The organism is Flavobacterium sp. 1, assembly GCF_002797935.1.
GTDB lineage: Bacteria > Bacteroidota > Bacteroidia > Flavobacteriales > Flavobacteriaceae > Flavobacterium.
The window spans coordinates 3,920,432-3,938,012 of record NZ_PGER01000001.1; the positions used below are offsets into that span (position 1 = coordinate 3,920,432).

Below are 17,581 nucleotides of genomic sequence, written 5' to 3' on the forward strand. Positions count from 1 at the left end.
ATAGGTAACTTATTATTTTGGGATTTAAAGCATACTCGAATTTAATGAATAAATTTAAAAAAATAGAAGAAAAGCACGTTTAATCGATTAAAAACATATTTTTTAATTTACAGTAATAATTAACTTACATAATAATCGAGATTTAACCCGCTGGGTATAATTATTTTTAAACACATAGAAAAATAGATTTTATAGTACATAAGAAGAACTTGATAGACGTTTACTTTTCTCATAACCAATCTGCGCAAAAAATAGTAGTCTTTCAATTCATCCCTTGATAATTTAATATTAAATCTATGTTTCTTTATGGCTCCTATTTAAACAGAATTAGACCCAGCTTGTTGAAACAATAAAAATGAAGCACATTCTATTTCTTCGTTCGAAAAAAATTACTTTTGCGTCAAGACAACTAAAACATAGCATTGTTCATGAAAGAAGTCTATTCGACCAAAGAAGCCATTCAAAAAATAGAACATTTTTGTGCTTATCAAGAACGCTGCCATCAGGAAGTGGTGTCCAAGCTATGGAGCATGAAATTGGATGCGTCAGAAATTGATGAAGTTATAGTGCATCTTATTGAACACAATTTTCTTAATGAATCACGGTTTGCCTGCAGTTTTGCCCGTGGAAAACACCGCATCAAGCATTGGGGAAAAATCCGAATTACCAATGAACTAAAAATGCGGAATATCAATCAGACACTGATCAATATTGCCCTGAAAGAAATTGAACCCGAAGAATACATCACCACATTTGAAGAATTAGCCGAAAGGAATTGGAACTCCATCACAGAAAAAAATGTCCTAAAAAAAAGAAAGAAATTTTGTGATTATATGCTCCGCCGAGGATTTGAAAGTAATTTAATTTATGATAAAGTAAAAGAATTAGAAAGCAGTGAGCAGTAAACAGTTTATTAGTAACAAAGTCATAATAAATAGATCAATAAAACTGATTTATTTTGAAAGCATCTGTGAAATCGGTATAATCCGTACAAATCTGCGGCTAAAAAAAATGTACATTTAAATACTCAAAAGCACACTCACAGCATTCCCTCCAAAACCAACCGCATTGACCAATACCTTACGAATAGGTTTTGTCTGTCTTTGCGCTTCCGCAAAAGGAACTCCGATGAACTGATTGTGCTGCATCATCAAAATAGCCATTTCCATACTCAAAATTCCTGATGCGCCAAAAGTATGTCCAATTTTCCATTTGTTGGTTGTCAATAAAGGCATGTTTCCGCTAAAGACTTTTTCAATAGCTTTGTATTCCGTTAAATCACCTTTTATCGTTCCTGGAGCATGCATCACGATGGCATCAACTTCGGATAAATCTGTGTTTGCTAAAGCCATTTTCATTGATTTTTGAAAACAGTCCGCTTCTGCAGAAATCGAAATGTTGTGTTCCAAAATTTCAGTAGCATAGCCGATGCCTTCAATAAAAGCCAAGGCATTTTCTTTTTTCCCAATTTCGAGACAGCACACTCCTGCTCCTTCTCCCAAAATCATGGTATTTTGCTTTTTGTCCAGATCCAAAGCACGGTTGGGATATTTTTCGTCACTTTTGGAGTAAATTTTCAGAGCCCTCATTTGACCAATCGTAAAATCGGTTAAAGGTGCTTCACTGCCGCCAACCAAAAATTTATCGGCCATACCTGAACGAAGCCACGCCACACCATTAAGAACCGCATGCAGTGCCGTAGAACAAGTGATGGAATGTGAAATTTCGGGTCCTGAACTCTGCAGATCATGACCAACCCAAGAAGAAATATTCCCTAGTGTGGTCGTTGGCGAAGCTAAAGTCTGCACCTTTCCACTCTCTAAGTATTCCTGAAAATGTTTTTCAAATAAATCAGTAGCCCCGCGGGAGGAACCAATGTTGATTCCGAAAATATCCTTATCATTCCATCCTGCTTTTTCAATCGCTTTCCGTGAAGCTGCCATTGCAAACAGAACGGATTTATCCAAAGACTTGTACTTTATGTCCGATTGCCGTAAGGCTTCAACTTCTGTCTTAGAATCCTCATCAAGTGCGGCAACAGCAGTATTTTGATGATCCAGAAATTGTATTGAGAAACAAGGATTTTCCCAAAGGTAATTTTTCCAAACAGTATCAGATGAATTCCCTAATGACGAAATGGATGTTATGGCGGTTATGGAGATAATTTGTGACAAAATATTCTATTGTGATTTGACCGCAAAGGTCGCAAAGTTTTACGCAAAGTCCGCAAATAATTATGTTCCTTTTTTACATCAACCCTTTATTTGCTAACCTGTGAGCGTAAATGGCACACAGATGACACAGATACTACTGATAAAAACAGTTTTTTAATCCGTGTGAATCTGTTTAATCCGTCTAATCTGTGGCAAATAACTAAGCGATATCTAAAGCCTTTTCAACCACTTCATACACTTTTTTCAGTTGTGTATCGGTAATCACATAAGGAGGCAAAATGTAAACGATATTCCCAACCGGCCGCAGAATCACCCCATTTTCAATAAAGAAATCATAAAGCCTGTTGCGCAAAGTTCCGTAATAGCTTGCCGAAGTTTCTGTTTTAATTTCCAATGCAAAAATAACCCCGAGAACTCTCGTGGCCGTAACCATAGGATGATTTTCAATATGTTTTTTAAATGCTAAATGGCTTTTATTTATTCTAACCAAATTATGCTGTATTGTAGCTGTTTCCAACAAAGTCAAACTAGCCAAAGCCGCTGCGCAGCCTGTAGGATTTGCGGTGAAAGTATGGCCGTGAAATAATGCTTTATTGATATCTTCATCATAAAAAGCATCGAAAAGATCGTGGGTAAAAGTCGTTATCGCCATCGGGATGGTGCCTCCAGTCAACGCTTTGGACAAACACATCATATCTGGTTTTTGTTCCAAATAATCACAGGCAAACGTTTTACCGGTTTTCCCAAAGCCCGTCATTACTTCATCGGCAATCGTGAGAACATTGTTTTCTTGGCAAATTTTAATTAATTGATCCAATGCTTCGGGTTCGTACATCACCATTCCGGCTGCTCCCTGCACCAAAGGCTCAAATATAAAACCAGCGCAATCATGATTTTTTATAACTTCCCTAAGCGCATCAAAACTTGTTTGCTCCTGCCCTTTTACAGGCACTGGAATCCGAATCACATCAATGAACATTCCTTGAAAAGCCTGCGTATAAAATGAAATTCCGCTGGCAGCCATTGCGGCAAAAGTATCGCCATGAAAAGCATTTTCGAAAGCTATTATTGTTGTTCTCTTTTCGCCTTTGTTGTAAAAATACTGCAAAGCCACTTTAATCGCCACTTCAACCGATGTAGATCCATTATCCGAGAAAAACACTTTTTTTTGATTATCAGGTAAAATAGCCAAAAGTTTTTCAGCCAAAATTATTGCTGGTTCATGCGTAAAACCGCCAAACAAAACATGTTCCAATGTGGTCAGCTGTTTATAAATCGCATCGGCAATGTATTTGTTAGAATGTCCATAAGGATTGACCCACCAGGAAGCGATGGCGTCAATGTATTCTTTGTTGTTTTCGTCCCAAAGCAAAGCTCCTTCTCCTTTAGTAATTGCAATAGGAAGAGCTGCCGTTTTATGCTGGGTATAAGGATGCCAAAGATGCTGGCTGTCTCTTTCGATTAAAGTCATTGGATAAAAGAATATAGATAACAGAGTATAGAAAAAAGACTAATGTATGTCCCTGATATATGTTGACCACAAAAGTCAATTTATATGAAAGCAAATTTAAAGAATATTCGAAAGAATCGGCATTATTCAGAAGATTTTAAACGGGAAATAGTTTCTATTTTTGAAAGTGGCAAGTTTAGTGTTCCTCAATTGGAAAAACTTTACGGAATCAATAATGTTACGATTTATAAATGGATTTATAAATTTTCTACTTTTAACGAAAAAGGATTTAGAGTTATTGAAATGAAAGGAAGTAGTATTGATAAACTAAAACAGCTCGAGCTGAAAGTAAAAGAGTTAGAACAAATTGTTGGTCAAAAGCAAATTAAGATTGATTATTTGGAGAAAATGATTGACATTGCCAAAGATGATTTAAATATTGATATTAAAAAAAACTACAATACCCCACAATCGACTGGTTCAGAAATAATAAAGAAAAAGTAAAATTTTCCATGAATCAGCTTTATAAAATTGTTGGAGTTAGTAAACAAGCCGTAAGTCAGTATTCGAACAGACAAACTGTTTTTGATAAAAATGTCCATAATCTAATAATAGAAGCTGAGGAACTAAGGGAAGATCACCCTGGTTGTGGGGTTGAGAAGATGTATAGTAGCCTTAAACCCGATTTTATAGGCAGAGATAGATTTGTGGATTTGTTTATGGATTTGGGATTTAGGATAAAAAAGAAAAAGAATTATAGGAGAACAACTTATGCGTCATCGATTTATTATCCAAATTTGATAAAAGGGATGAGTTTAAACGCTCCTTCTATGATTTGGCAGTCGGATATCACCTATATACATGTTGGCGATAAGTTTTATTATGCTGTATTTATAATCGATGTTTACACAAAGAAAATAGTTGGTTATCAAGTATCAAACCATATGAGAGCCACAGCCAATATAAATGCGCTAAACGAAGCATTAAAAGGTAACAAAGCGCCATTAATTCATCATTCAGACAGAGGCAGCCAATATATCTGCAAAGAATACAATGAATTGCTAAAGGTCAATAAAAGTAAAATCAGCATGGCTCTTTCTGGACAAGACAATGCTTATGCCGAAAGAATAAATAGAACAATAAAAGAAGAGTATTTGGATTATTGGACTCCAAAAACATTTGAACAGTTAAAAAGATGTGTCGAAAAAGCTGTAAATCATTATAATAACAAAAGACCTCATAACAATATTGGAAAATTAAGTCCGATAGAATTTGAAAATAAGTGGTTTAATGATGGCTCATTTTCTAGGTAGTATCCCATAAAGTGTGTAAGTAAAAAAAGTATGAGGGTTTGTGCAAACGCTCATACTTTTTTTACTTAATTTTAATATTTACACATTTTATGAAAAAGGAAGATTTATTATCCGATGAATTTTTGAAGCAATTCAAAACAGGCGAAGACCTTTATGGCTTTTTAGCCCAACTACAAAAACGAGGAATAGAGAAAATGCTCGAAGGCGAATTAGATGCTCATTTAGGGTATGAAAAGCACGAGAAAACTACTAAACCCAATGCTCGTAATGGTTTCTCTAACAAGAAAATAAAAACCTCATTTGGAGAATCCGAGATTCAAGTTCCAAGAGATCGAGACGCTTCATTTAACCCACTAATTGTTCCCAAAAGGCAAAGTATGCTTGATGGTTTAGAGAACGTAATTATCTCTCTCTATGCCAAAGGAATGAGCAATAGTGACATTGAAGAACAAATTAGAGAAGTCTATAACTTTGAGGTTTCTACCAGTACCATCTCCAGAATTACCGATACTGTTTCGAGTGATATTATTGCTTGGCAAAATAGGCCTTTAGAATCTGTTTATTTAATAGTTTGGATGGACGGCATTGTTTTTAAAGTTCGTGAAAACTCAAAAATAATCAACAAAACCATCTATTTAGCCGTTGGTCTGAACCGAGAAGGTAAGAAAGAAGTACTGGGAATGTGGCTAGGAAAAAATGAAAGTGCTAGTTTTTGGCTTGGAGTTCTAACCGATTTAAAAGCTAGAGGTGTTCAAGATATACTAATTACTGCTACTGACAACCTAAATGGTTTTACGCAAACCATCAAAAATGTATTCCCAGAATCACAAACCCAAATCTGTGTAGTACACCAAATCAGGAACTCGGCACGTTATGTGGTTTGGAAGGATAAAAAAGATTTTTCAGCAGATATGAAGCTTATTTACAACGCTCCAACTAAAGAAGCGGCCAAAGCATCCTTGGAAGATTTTTCTAAAAAATGGAATCATAAATATCCCTATGCGATTAAATCCTGGAAAGAAAATTGGGAGGAACTTACCGTATTTTTTGACTTTCCTGTAGAAATCAGAAAAATAATTTACACCACAAATTTAATCGAAAATCTCAATGGCAAAATCAGAAAATATACCAAAAACAAATTATCATTCCCAACAGATGAAGCTGTTTTAAAATCTGTATATTTGGCTTTGAGAGAAGCAACCAAAAAATGGTCAATGCCAATCCAAAACTGGGGATTAATCCTCAACCAGTTCTTAACTATATTTGAAAAAAGGGTTCAACTTTAATTAAAAAGTCAAACCCCTATAGTTTTTAACTTACACACTTTTTAGGATAGTGTCATTTTCTAAACCGATTTTAACTATTTTTGATAATGAAAAACAATTAAAAATCGGTCAACACTAATCAGGGAAGTTCATAAACACTGTGATTTTCGACAAAGATAAGAAAGTCTATTCTCTTTATTCTATATTCTATTGTCTTATAAGCTCAACAGTATCTCCCGAAATCGATCCGCATATTCTTTAATTACATTTTGGTCAAAATAAGGTTCCTGTTCAATTCGTCCGATGCATTTAATTCCAGTTTTATTCAAAATAATTGACTCCGTTGCTTTATTTTCTTCTCCAGAAAAAATAATTCCTCCAATTGCTATTTTACGATTAAGCAACGCTTCTATTGTAAGCAGCGCATGATTGATACTGCCCAAATAATGCCTTGAAACCACAATTACTTTATAATCGGACTGGATTAAATCGATAATACAATCCGTATTATTCAAAGGAACAAAAACACCTCCAGCACCTTCAATAATCAAATGGTTTTCGGTTTCTGGTTCCATTATTTGTTTCAAATCAATGGTTATTCCGTCAATTTCAGCCGCAAAATGAGGACTGACCGGAGTATTCAGCAAATAGCTGTTCGGATGAATAATTGTTTTACCATTGGAAACAAATGATTTTACTTTATGGCTGTCAGAATTGTGCAAATCTCCCGCCTGAACTGGTTTCCAATAATCGGCTTCTAAAGCTTCAACAATAATGGCTGAGGCAATGGTTTTGCCTACATCGGTAGAAATTCCTGTAATGAATAGTTTCATGATTTTTTAGCCACGGATATTACTGATTATCACTGATTTTTTAAATTAATTTTTCTATCATTTGTGTAGATAAACCTTTTAAATTTTGGTTCAACTCCAAAATTTAACAATAACCCTACTTCAATTTCTGTTGCTTTTAGATAATTCATTGTTTGAGCCACATGAACATTCATAAGTAATTCACAAGCTTTGAGTTCGACAATTACTTTGTCCTCAACTAGTAAATCTGCAAAATAGTCGCCTATAAGTTGCTTTTTGAAATAAATTTTTAATTTGCTTTTGAGCTTCACCTTTATAGCCTCTTGCTATAAGTTCAAAATACATTGCATTTTGATATACTTTTTCAAGGAAACCAGCACCAAGTTCATTATAAACTTCATAATAAACTTTTAAAATTGAATCTGTTATAGACCCATGTAATAAATTTGCCATACTTAATCTGCATAAATCAGTAATATCTGTATTATCCGTGGCTCAATATGCAAAGTTTTTAATAATTCTTTGCTTGTCTTCGAATTTTCATTTTGCGAGACTTAGCGTAATCATACATTTCAAAACACAAAAATACCAATAAAAAAACAAACCCATCATTGCGATGGGTTCTGTTTTATTACTCTTCTCTTAGTTCATCAATAACTTTCCTGATCTCTTTGGCATATTTTCCGTAAAAAAAGTGCACCCACCATTCCAGAGCCAAACCCATAAACAGAATTGAAAAAATAACAATCGAAAATGTAGTAACCAAAAAGGGAGTACTGTTAAGCCCTTTAGCAAAAAAATCTGGAATTTGGTAATACATAAACCCTAATAAAAACAATATAAGAAATGGTATTAACGCAAATCCGAAAGTTTTATACAGTTCCATATTCAGCCGAATATCAAAATAGGTTTCATACAGGCTGTCTTTGGTACTTAAAGTTATTCTTCCTAATCTCCTGTAAAAAATATATAATTTCACCAAATAATAAATGCAAACTGCAACAAATATCGAAAAAAGCAAATAAAATGGCATAATTGCATTGGCAGGAACCTCAAAAATAAAAGGAACGAATCCAATTATTACAATGGAAATGATTTGATATAAAAATTCCTTTTTTAAATTATTCTTAATTATTTCCAAAGGCGTATTTGCCGATTTTATTTTATCCAAATGGGTAGGAAGACTCACGTTTTCTGTGTTTTCATTCTTCCAAGCTGATTGTATATCGTTAAAGTCCATAACCTTGTTTTTTTATAATTTCTTTTAATTTGTCTTTTGCCCTGTTCAGCTTCACTCTTGCATTTCCTTCTGAAATACCTAAACTGATTCCTATTTCTTTATGTGAAAATCCCTCAAGCTGATAAAATATAATGGCTTTGTCAATTTTATCCAATTCCTGAACAGCTTTGTAAAAATGATGCAACTGGTTTTCTTTGTGGTCAGAATCACTTTCTTCTTCCTTTATATTCTCTGAGGCTATTTCGTATTTGTCAACCTTTCGTTTTTCCTTTTTCAAAAAAACAATCGATGTATTGATAGCCACTCGGTACATCCAAGTCGAAAATTGGCTTTCCCCTTTAAAACTGTCATAGGCTTTCCACAACTGCAGGACAATCTCCTGAAACAGATCCTGCTGATCGTCCCAATTATCCATATACATTTTGGAAACCTTATAGAGTATCCCTTTATGCTGCTCAATACGGGCTAAAAACTCCTGCTCTTTGATTTTCAAAATTTTAGTTCATTATAGGTTTCACTGTATATCCAGCTTTCTTTAATAAATTGATCACTCCAACTTCTCCTGCTAAATGTGCTGCGCCTACTGCAAAGAAAACACTTTCTTTACGCATCATTTCGGGCATTATTTTTAACCAATTTATATTTCTATTATCTAATAATATTTTTTTGGTTCTTACAGACATCAATTCTTTGTCAGTTGTCATCGCATAAAGACTGTCTATATCTTCATTTGCATAATCTTTTATCATAGTATCAGACATGTTGGCATTTATCTTTTGTAAATAAGCAAGCAGTTCATCATCTGTAAATGATTTGTTTAAAAAATCCAATTGCTCAGCAGCTTTTTCGAGTCCAACAATTGGCTTATTGCTTTCTTTAGCCTTAGCAAGAAATTCCACTTCATAAAATTTCAAATCGGCACAGCCAAACGATTTCATAAACAATAAACTCATAACTGTTTCCAGAGTATAACTATCGACCTGAGCCAATGTAAGTCCTCCGTTACTTTTTAAGACATCTTCTAATTGTGCAATTTGTTTTGGGGATAATGTTTTAGACAATGGTTCTTTGCCCATGGCTGCCTGCTGCACTATTTTTAACTCCTCAATATCACCCATATTAACTTCTAAAGCCAGTTTTGAGGTTTTAGAGAAAGCATCAGTGGCTTTAGGTTTCATAACAAAATCTTTCCCACAGATCATGTGAATGGTTCCGAAAAGGTAAGAAGGTTTTACCAATCCATTACCTGATACTTCCCACAACACTGAATTTTCACTTTTTTGAGTTTGTGCATTAACTGAAAAATTAAGGGCTAATACCGTTACTGCTACAATTGATTTAAATACATTTTTCATAACTTGTTTGTTTTTTGATTGATGATTGAAGTAATCTTATTTAATTACAGCACGTAAGTAATCGAACAATCAAAACGTTACAAAAAATTATAATCTTTTTCAAAGAAGTGAGGAAAGACAGGTCATCAGAGATGAAATTTCTTCTTTTGAATTGAAGTTATGGATACAAAAACGCAATCTTTCCTGCCCTTCTGGAACTGTAGGCGAAAGTATCGCTTTGACATCAAAACCCTTTTTTTGGAGAGCATTAGCAATGCTTTTTACCTTTTCATTTCCAGGAATAATGGCGCTTTGTATTGCTGATTTACTGCGGATAAAAAGCGGATTTAAATACAGCATTTTTTTTACCTGATTAAAAAAGACAATGTTTTCTTTTAGTAATTCAAGTGCGTTTTTATCTTTTTCTAAATGATGATAGCCAACTAAAATCGTGGCTACTGAATGAGGTGAAAGCCCTGTGGTATAAATAAAACTTCGGGCAAAATTAACGAGATACGATTTCAATTCCTCCGAACCCAAAACAACTGCCCCATGACAGCCTAAACCTTTACCAAAAGTCATTATTCGGGCAAATATTTTGTCCTGCAGCTGTAAATATTGAATCAAGCCTTCTCCTTTTTCTCCAAAAACTCCCAAAGCATGGGCTTCATCTACTACTAAATAACAGTTGTTTTTCTCCGAAACAGTAATCAATTCTTCCATATTTGGACAATCGCCGTCCATCGAAAAAACAGTTTCGGTCACAATATAGATTATTGCGGTTTTTTCATTGTTATTGCCATTGAAATTGATAATCTTTTTTTCTAAATCCTCAAAATCATTATGCTTGAATTTATAAGACTTGGCATTCGACAATTGAATTCCGTCCCGAATGGAAGCATGACATAATTCATCGTATAAAATCAAATCTCCTTTTTGGGGAACAGCACTGAAGAAACCTACGTTGGCATCATAACCGGAATTAAACAGCAAAGCCGATTCTGATTGATGGAATTGAGCAATAAAATTTTCTGTTTCAGTATATAAAAAGTGATTACCAGAGATTAACCGTGATCCTGTTGCTCCATTGCTTTTTATATTACGATCCAATAAAAATTGATGGGCAGCATTAAAAATTGCTTCCGATTTTGAAAAACCAATATAATCATTTGAAGCAAAATCAATTAAATCATTTGGCTGCGGAAGTACCCGTAGGGATTTATTTAGCTTACGCCTTTCGAGTTTATCGGTAAGATTTTTTGGAAAATTCATAAAAGCAAAGTTAAAAAAAAACGCCTAACAAAATGTTAGGCGTTATCTATTTAAAACTTATCGTCTTAATCTGCTAAAACAATTACTTTATTGTCTTTTAACTCAAGAGTCCCAGAGTTAATTTCTAAAGTATAATTTTGATCATTTATTTTTGTAAATAAACTTGCTGTTTCTTCGTCTAAATCAAAGCTTGGAGCAGTAATATTAACTGTTCCTTTTTGAAGCAATGAAACTATTGGAGCGTGGTTATTCAGCATTTGAAATCGACCGTCTACTCCTGGAACAGAAATAGAAGTGATTTCTCCTGAAAATAATTTCGCTTCTGGTGATACTATTTCTAATAACATAGTTATGAGTTTTGAATTATGAGTTATGAGTTTTCAAAATTTAAAAACTCATAACTTATAACTTATAATTATTAAGCTTCTGCCAACATTTTTTCTCCAGCCTCGATAGCTTCTTCAATCGTACCTTTAAGGTTGAAAGCTGATTCTGGCAAGTGATCCAATTCACCGTCAATAATCATGTTAAATCCTTTGATAGTATCTTTGATATCAACTAATACACCTTTTAATCCTGTAAATTGCTCTGCAACGTGGAAAGGCTGAGACAAGAAACGTTGTACACGTCTAGCTCTTGAAACCGCTAATTTATCATCTTCAGATAACTCTTCCATACCTAGAATTGCGATAATATCTTGCAATTGTTTGTATTTTTGAAGAATTTCTTTTACTCTTTGTGCACAGTCATAATGCTCAGCACCAATAATGTGAGGAGCTAAAATTCTTGAAGTAGAATCCAATGGATCCACCGCAGGATAGATACCTAACTCAGCAATTTTACGAGACAATACAGTTGTAGCATCAAGGTGGGCAAACGTTGTTGCTGGTGCCGGGTCAGTTAAGTCATCCGCAGGAACGTAAACCGCTTGTACTGATGTAATAGAACCTTTGTTTGTAGATGTAATACGCTCTTGCATCGCACCCATTTCAGTTGCCAATGTTGGTTGGTAACCTACCGCAGATGGCATACGACCTAAAAGAGCCGAAACCTCAGAACCTGCTTGTGTAAAACGGAAGATATTATCAACGAAGAACAATACGTCTTTTCCTTGATCAGAACCTGCACCATCACGGAAATACTCTGCGATAGACAATCCAGAAAGTGCCACACGTGCACGAGCTCCTGGAGGCTCATTCATTTGTCCGAAAACGAAAGTAGCTTTAGACTCTCTCATTCCAGGTAAATCTACTTTAGATAAATCCCATCCTCCATTTTCCATAGAGTGCATGAATTCCTCACCGTATTTAATAATTCCTGACTCCAACATCTCACGAAGTAAGTCATTCCCTTCACGTGTTCTTTCTCCTACTCCTGCGAATACAGAAAGTCCACCGTGACCTTTTGCAATATTGTTAATCAGCTCCTGAATCAATACTGTCTTACCTACTCCAGCACCACCAAACAATCCAATTTTACCCCCTTTTGAATAAGGTTCAATCAAATCGATTACTTTAATACCTGTAAATAAAACTTCAGAAGATGTAGATAAATCTTCGAATCTTGGTGCTTGCTTGTGAATTGGAGTTCCGTTTTCACCTGTTTTAGGCAAAGCTGGCAAACCGTCAATAGCATCACCAATTACATTAAACAAACGACCGTAAACATCGGCTCCGATTGGCATTTTGATTGGATTTCCTGTTCCAACTACTTCATAACCTCTGCTCAAACCGTCTGTTGAATCCATCGAAATGGTACGAACAGTGTTTTCACCGATGTGAGATTGCACTTCTAGAACTAATAACGTTCCGTCTTTTTTTGTGATTTCTAATGAATCATAAATTTTTGGAAGTTCAACATCTTTTCCGTTGAAAACTACATCGACTACTGGTCCAATGATTTGGGCAACTTTTCCTATTACTTTTGACATTACTTATGTATTTATTAAATAGCTATTTAGGTTTATGAAATACAGCCCATCGAATCTCATCGAATGGATACTTTTTTCAGAGTGCAAAGATAATTTTTTAAAATATAAAATCAATATTTTTTTTTACAAAAAAAGCTAAAATTTTATCGGATTGACTATAAAGCCGTTTCAAACTGTCAAAACAGCCTATTTTGTCTTAAAATCAAAAAACCACCTCGTCATAAACGGGTGGTTTTTTAACATCAAAAATTAGAATTACTTTATGACAGCAGGAAACAAACTTTGATACTGTGACAAATCCACTGTTCTCAATGTTGCTCCATATTTGGTATTTATAGCATTTACAAAAAGGTTAGCAATATAAGCATAGCCTCTTGGTGTAGGATGAACCCCGTCTAATGAAAAAGCACCGCCTGTCACATAAGAAGCCGTCATTTGAAAGTTTCCAAAACGGACTCCCGTTAAAGACAATTGAGTCAGCGCAGCTTTAGTATCTACAAAAGCAAGTCCTTTAGATTTTGCAATTGCATCGATAGTCACATTATAAGCATCTGTAGCTGCAGCTACTTCTTTAACTTCATCTTTTGAAAGCACCCATTGATCCGCCAAAGGAACAGAAACACCATTGATTTTTGTCTGATCTCCACCAACCAAAGTACCAATAAAATTCTTTGCTGTTAATACTACAAGATCTTCTTTGGTCACTTGTCTGTAAGATGGCACTCCATAAGCAGATAAATTAGTCAAATAACTGTCTACAATAACAACCGCATTATTACCCGCTGCAAATTTTATAGTTCTTCTTGTCGCTTCTTCTGCACTTAGCAATTTATTTGTTACCATAGCCTGCAAACCTCCATTGTATTGCGCATAACCCGCATTTAATTGAACCGCCTTTGCTGCATCCAAAGGAACAGGATTGTAAGGAACTGTTGTGAAATAAGGCAATGACGTAACGTATGGTAAATTTGCAACTACCCCTTTTGCTCCTTTAGCCGTCAAATTAGTAACCAAACCAGTATATACATTGGCAAAAACGTTTGGATCTGTAATATCATTTGAACCGTAAGTTGAAGGATCTAAATTTCCTGTTTGGTTCACACCAACACCTCCAGATGTAGCAAAACTTAAAACATCATTTCCACCAATAAACAAAGAAAAGAAACTTGGCGACTGCACCAAGGCATCAGCCAGCACAGTAGTTGTTCCTGAAGTGGCAAAACGTGCATAATAAGGATTTGCTTTACCCGAAGCCACTCCAGCCACATTTCCATATCCAGATGCAATTAAATGATAACTTTTGGCTCCTGGAATTCCCAAATTATTAAATGAACCCGTTAAGTGATTTGTAACTTCAGTTGTCGGAACACCAGGAATCGAACCTATATTTGGCGAACCCGCTGTAAAACCAAGGATAGCCATTCTGCTGCTGGCAATTACATTACCTCCCAACAGCAAACCTCCGACATTATCAGACATTAAAGGTATCGTGATAGCCGTACCGCCAGCTGGTATAAATTGTTGGGCTAATATATTTACATACGATGTTTCCTGACTTGCTTTAAAAAGAGCTCCATCGCTATAACCTGCCGCAAAAGAATCTCCTAAAGCCACATATTTTGCAAAAGAAGCAGAACCAGGAGTAATAGGAATTTCCGCCGTCGCCGAATCCTCATCATCATTATTATTACATGCTACAAAGCTTAAAGAAACTAACAGCAGCCATTTGAATTTTTTTATCATTACTATATCTTTTAAGTTTTTGTCTTATTTTAATTAAGGATTAATTGTCAATGAAGCAAACCATTGCTGACCTATTGAACCCGCACCTATTACTTGGATATAATCTTTGCCTCCAATATTAGTAGCCCCTACTTTGAATAACAATTTACAAGCTGGAACAGCATAATTGATTTGAGCATCTACTACAGTGGTAGACGGAATCATTCCATCAGCAAAAGAAGATTGCCACAAATACTCCGAGTTCCATCTAACATTCGTATTAAATCCAAAATTTTTAAACAATTTGGCATTTCCCAATGATGCTTTTACTCTATGCTTAGGAGTATTGAATCCAGTTACAAATCCAGGATCCTCAGATTGATCAAAATTTAATTGAGAGTAATTATAATTCGCACCTAATTCAAAATCTTTATATACTTTTTTAGACATACCAATACCAAAACCCAATGAAGCAACATCCGCAGTAGTATTCGAATACACTTGGTAAATTCTTCTGTCACCTCTTATCAAAGCTTTTGTAGCACTTAATTCTTCTGCTGGATTAAAAGCCGCATTCACATCCCCATAATAAACTCCAGCTACTCTAGAAGTATTCAAGAAATGATTGTACTGATTGTAATATCCATTGATATCTACTGAAAAATCATTATTAATTATCGTTCTATACCCTAATTCATAGGCTTTCACTTCTTCAGGACGCACTAGATTAACATTTGCTACTTTCAACAAGGCGGCCGCAGTTGCTTGCTCAGTAACATTAGTAGCAACAGCATAAGCCGCACTAAAAGCCTGCAAAGAAGTTAAAGTATATGATTTATTGTAAGCATCCGTCCCATCCATTACAACAGTTGTAGTTGGATTTCCTGCGGCTGTATATGCAGCTTGACCTGCAGCACTTACATTTCTAACTTCAGAATAACGTACTAAATTCTCAGGAGCAGAACCAATTAAAGCAAATGGCCCTAAATCAAGTCCGATATACTGATCCTGTGTGGTTGGATTTCTAAAACCTGTTTGGTAAGAAACTCTAAAATTGTGTGTTTTCTGAGCACCTGCAGAGTACACAACAGAAACTCTTGGAGATACATTACCATCAAAATTTTGACTTTTATCATAACGTATAGAAGCAACCAATTTTAAACGTTCCTCCATAAATAATTTTGAAGCTTGAGTATAAACCCCAAATTCATTATAACGGATTGGTCCGTCATAATCAGTAAAAATTGAACCGCTGGAATTCATTTCGTATTGGCGGGCAGAACCTCCGACTTGAATTTCAGCAAACTTAATTAGTTCTTTAAAATTATAATTTACATCAGAATGGTATATTTTTGACTGATCCGTAAATTTAGCTCCTTCAGTAAAGTCAGGATTGGATTTAACAGTATTGAGCGCATTTGCAAACTCAGGAGTTCCCGGCTCAAATCTTACCCCTCGAGGTGCTGACGGATTAGTAGGATCCGTATTAGGCACTAAATTCAAACCTGGAGAAACATTGGTATCTGCAAAAGTCCGTGCATAATTTGCAGCTTCATTGGAATCAAGCCCTAAAGCAGCAGATGATAATTGAAACGATGTCGCATAATCAGTAAACCAGTTAGTATCCGATTTAGCCATTCTTTGCACATTCCAACCCGCGAAACGCATATCATACGAATTTCCAGCATCTTCAGAAGATTGATAAGCTCTAGCAAAAAAGTTTTTCCCCTTCACTTCGATTCTCGTCTGACTCATAAAGAAATCATTCAAAGCATATCTATTCGCTCCTTGGTAAATAGTATTTCCAAGACCCAACTTATATTGAAGTATAATCTCAGTATCATTTGCCCATGGCTTAAAATGCATAGAAAAATCAGCTTTTACACTATTTACTTTATTATCATTTAAATCTTTTTCACGATATCCGGTTCTGCTTACCTGCCCGACATTAGTAATAAAAGTAGTCACCTCGTCTCCATAAATATTCAACCCGTCATAATTTTGATTTCCATCATGACCTATAGCACCACCAGTCATACTTCTTCTATCATCAGCTATCCATTCGGTAGCTTTCATATAATTAAAATTAGCTTTAACTGCAAAATGTTTACTAAAAGCAGTAGCCGCCCTAATTCCCATATCAAAATAGTCATTGGTTCCGGCAACATCTTGAGAAGTCTGCCCATATTTTACATAAGAGCTGATTCCCTGATAAACAAAAGGACTCTTGCTGTTCATGAATAAAATTCCATTGAATGCATTTGCTCCATATAAAGCAGAAGAAGCTCCCGGCAAAAGCTCCACACTAGCTACATCAATATCCGAAAGACCAATTAAGTTGCCTAAAACAAAGTTCAATGCTGGAGATGAATTATCCATACCATCAACCAGCTGCATAAAACGGGTATTTCCTACTGCGGCAAACCCTCTGGTATTAACAGTTTTGAATGAAATACTGCTCGTATTAAACTGCACTTCTTTCAAATTTTCTAAACCATCATAGAAAGTTGGTGCTGTTGTACTTTTTACCTGCTGGATGCCCATTCTTTCAATTGTAACAGGTGACTGTAATACTCTTTCAGGAGCTCTCGAAGCAGAAACAACAATTTCATTTAATTTAGTCTCTTCTGAATCTAATTTTACAATAACTTTTTGACTAAATGATTCCACAGAAATATCGGAAGAACTATAACCGATAGCTTTAATTTCAAGAGAAAAAGGAGGTGTTTGCTTAGTAATTAAAACAAAAGAACCATCATAATCCGAAACCGCTCCTTCCTTTGTTCCTGCCACATTAATACTGGCACCTGCTATTGGCTGATTTTTTTCATCTGTAACAACCCCTTTGATGGAATTTTGCGCAAAAGATATGCTACAAAAGAATAATGTTAAAAAAAGTAAATACAATCTCATTTGGCTAAATTTTCTTGGTTAATGAAGCCAAATTACGTATATTTTTTAATTATCAATAAAAAAAATAAAAAAACTTATTGTTATTATCACAAAAACAACAGTATTGATAATAATATTGTATTTTCATAAATTGCATAATTATTAATAAAATAATGA

At 35.0% G+C, this 17,581-nt stretch carries 17 protein-coding genes; 4 read left to right on the forward strand and 13 right to left on the reverse strand.

What is annotated here, in order from left to right; all coding sequences use genetic code 11:
• Window positions 1-428: 428 nt before the first annotated feature.
• A complete protein-coding gene (locus CLU83_RS15765) occupies window positions 429-905 on the forward strand; it encodes a regulatory protein RecX (RefSeq protein WP_100432487.1) in 477 nt (158 codons plus the stop codon).
• Window positions 906-1,019: 114 nt separating this feature from the next.
• Here CLU83_RS15765 and CLU83_RS15770 read toward each other — a convergent pair whose 3' ends face one another.
• Both CLU83_RS15770 and bioA read right to left on the reverse strand, forming a co-directional pair.
• Window positions 1,020-2,174: a beta-ketoacyl synthase N-terminal-like domain-containing protein gene (locus tag CLU83_RS15770; protein WP_100432488.1), complete on the reverse strand. Its 1,155-nt coding sequence runs from the start codon at window positions 2,172-2,174 to the stop codon at window positions 1,020-1,022.
• 199 nt (window positions 2,175-2,373) lie between these two features.
• The gene (gene bioA, locus CLU83_RS15775) at window positions 2,374-3,645 is read right to left on the reverse strand and encodes an adenosylmethionine--8-amino-7-oxononanoate transaminase (protein WP_100432489.1); all 1,272 of its coding nucleotides are present in this window, start codon (window positions 3,643-3,645) and stop codon (window positions 2,374-2,376) included.
• 84 nt (window positions 3,646-3,729) lie between these two features.
• On the opposite strand from bioA, the gene CLU83_RS15780 reads away from it, so the two are divergent.
• From CLU83_RS15780 to CLU83_RS15790, 3 genes are all read left to right on the forward strand, one after another.
• Window positions 3,730-4,128: a transposase gene (locus tag CLU83_RS15780; RefSeq protein ID WP_100432490.1), complete on the forward strand. Its 399-nt coding sequence runs from the start codon at window positions 3,730-3,732 to the stop codon at window positions 4,126-4,128.
• An 8-nt stretch (window positions 4,129-4,136) separates the two neighbouring features.
• Window positions 4,137-4,937, forward strand: a complete 801-nt coding sequence (locus CLU83_RS15785) for an IS3 family transposase (RefSeq protein WP_100432491.1) — start codon at window positions 4,137-4,139, stop codon at window positions 4,935-4,937.
• 89 nt (window positions 4,938-5,026) lie between these two features.
• Complete coding sequence (locus tag CLU83_RS15790) at window positions 5,027-6,223, forward strand: IS256 family transposase (RefSeq protein ID WP_100431739.1); 1,197 nt, start codon at window positions 5,027-5,029, stop codon at window positions 6,221-6,223.
• 194 nt (window positions 6,224-6,417) lie between these two features.
• Here CLU83_RS15790 and bioD read toward each other — a convergent pair whose 3' ends face one another.
• The 11 genes from bioD to CLU83_RS15840 form a co-directional block, all read right to left on the reverse strand.
• Complete coding sequence (bioD, locus tag CLU83_RS15795; RefSeq protein ID WP_100432492.1) at window positions 6,418-7,035, reverse strand: dethiobiotin synthase; 618 nt, start codon at window positions 7,033-7,035, stop codon at window positions 6,418-6,420.
• 29 nt (window positions 7,036-7,064) lie between these two features.
• Window positions 7,065-7,325, reverse strand: coding sequence for a GxxExxY protein (locus CLU83_RS22545; protein ID WP_232727145.1), 261 nt, complete (start codon window positions 7,323-7,325; stop codon window positions 7,065-7,067).
• Window positions 7,249-7,467 (reverse strand): GxxExxY protein, encoded by a 219-nt coding sequence (locus CLU83_RS22550; protein ID WP_232727146.1) that lies wholly within the window; start codon window positions 7,465-7,467, stop codon window positions 7,249-7,251. The genes CLU83_RS22545 and CLU83_RS22550 overlap by 77 nt, the downstream gene beginning before the upstream one ends.
• Before the next feature lie 178 nt (window positions 7,468-7,645).
• On the reverse strand, window positions 7,646-8,254 hold the full coding sequence (locus CLU83_RS15805) for a hypothetical protein (protein WP_100432493.1): 609 nt from the start codon (window positions 8,252-8,254) through the stop codon (window positions 7,646-7,648).
• Window positions 8,244-8,747 (reverse strand): RNA polymerase sigma factor, encoded by a 504-nt coding sequence (locus CLU83_RS15810; RefSeq protein WP_100432494.1) that lies wholly within the window; start codon window positions 8,745-8,747, stop codon window positions 8,244-8,246. The genes CLU83_RS15805 and CLU83_RS15810 overlap by 11 nt, the downstream gene beginning before the upstream one ends.
• A gap of 4 nt (window positions 8,748-8,751) precedes the next feature.
• Entirely contained in the window at window positions 8,752-9,609 is an 858-nt protein-coding gene (locus CLU83_RS15815; RefSeq protein ID WP_100432495.1) for a TraB/GumN family protein, read from the reverse strand.
• Between the two features lie 99 nt (window positions 9,610-9,708).
• Entirely contained in the window at window positions 9,709-10,860 is a 1,152-nt protein-coding gene (locus tag CLU83_RS15820) for a pyridoxal phosphate-dependent aminotransferase family protein (RefSeq protein WP_100432496.1), read from the reverse strand.
• A gap of 65 nt (window positions 10,861-10,925) precedes the next feature.
• The gene (locus CLU83_RS15825) at window positions 10,926-11,207 is read right to left on the reverse strand and encodes a F0F1 ATP synthase subunit epsilon (protein WP_100432497.1); all 282 of its coding nucleotides are present in this window, start codon (window positions 11,205-11,207) and stop codon (window positions 10,926-10,928) included.
• A gap of 71 nt (window positions 11,208-11,278) precedes the next feature.
• Entirely contained in the window at window positions 11,279-12,790 is a 1,512-nt protein-coding gene (atpD, locus tag CLU83_RS15830) for a F0F1 ATP synthase subunit beta (protein ID WP_100432498.1), read from the reverse strand.
• 255 nt (window positions 12,791-13,045) lie between these two features.
• The gene (locus CLU83_RS15835; RefSeq protein ID WP_100432499.1) at window positions 13,046-14,533 is read right to left on the reverse strand and encodes an SGNH/GDSL hydrolase family protein; all 1,488 of its coding nucleotides are present in this window, start codon (window positions 14,531-14,533) and stop codon (window positions 13,046-13,048) included.
• A gap of 33 nt (window positions 14,534-14,566) precedes the next feature.
• Window positions 14,567-17,425 (reverse strand): TonB-dependent receptor, encoded by a 2,859-nt coding sequence (locus CLU83_RS15840; RefSeq protein ID WP_100432500.1) that lies wholly within the window; start codon window positions 17,423-17,425, stop codon window positions 14,567-14,569.
• Window positions 17,426-17,581: the final 156 nt, after the last annotated feature.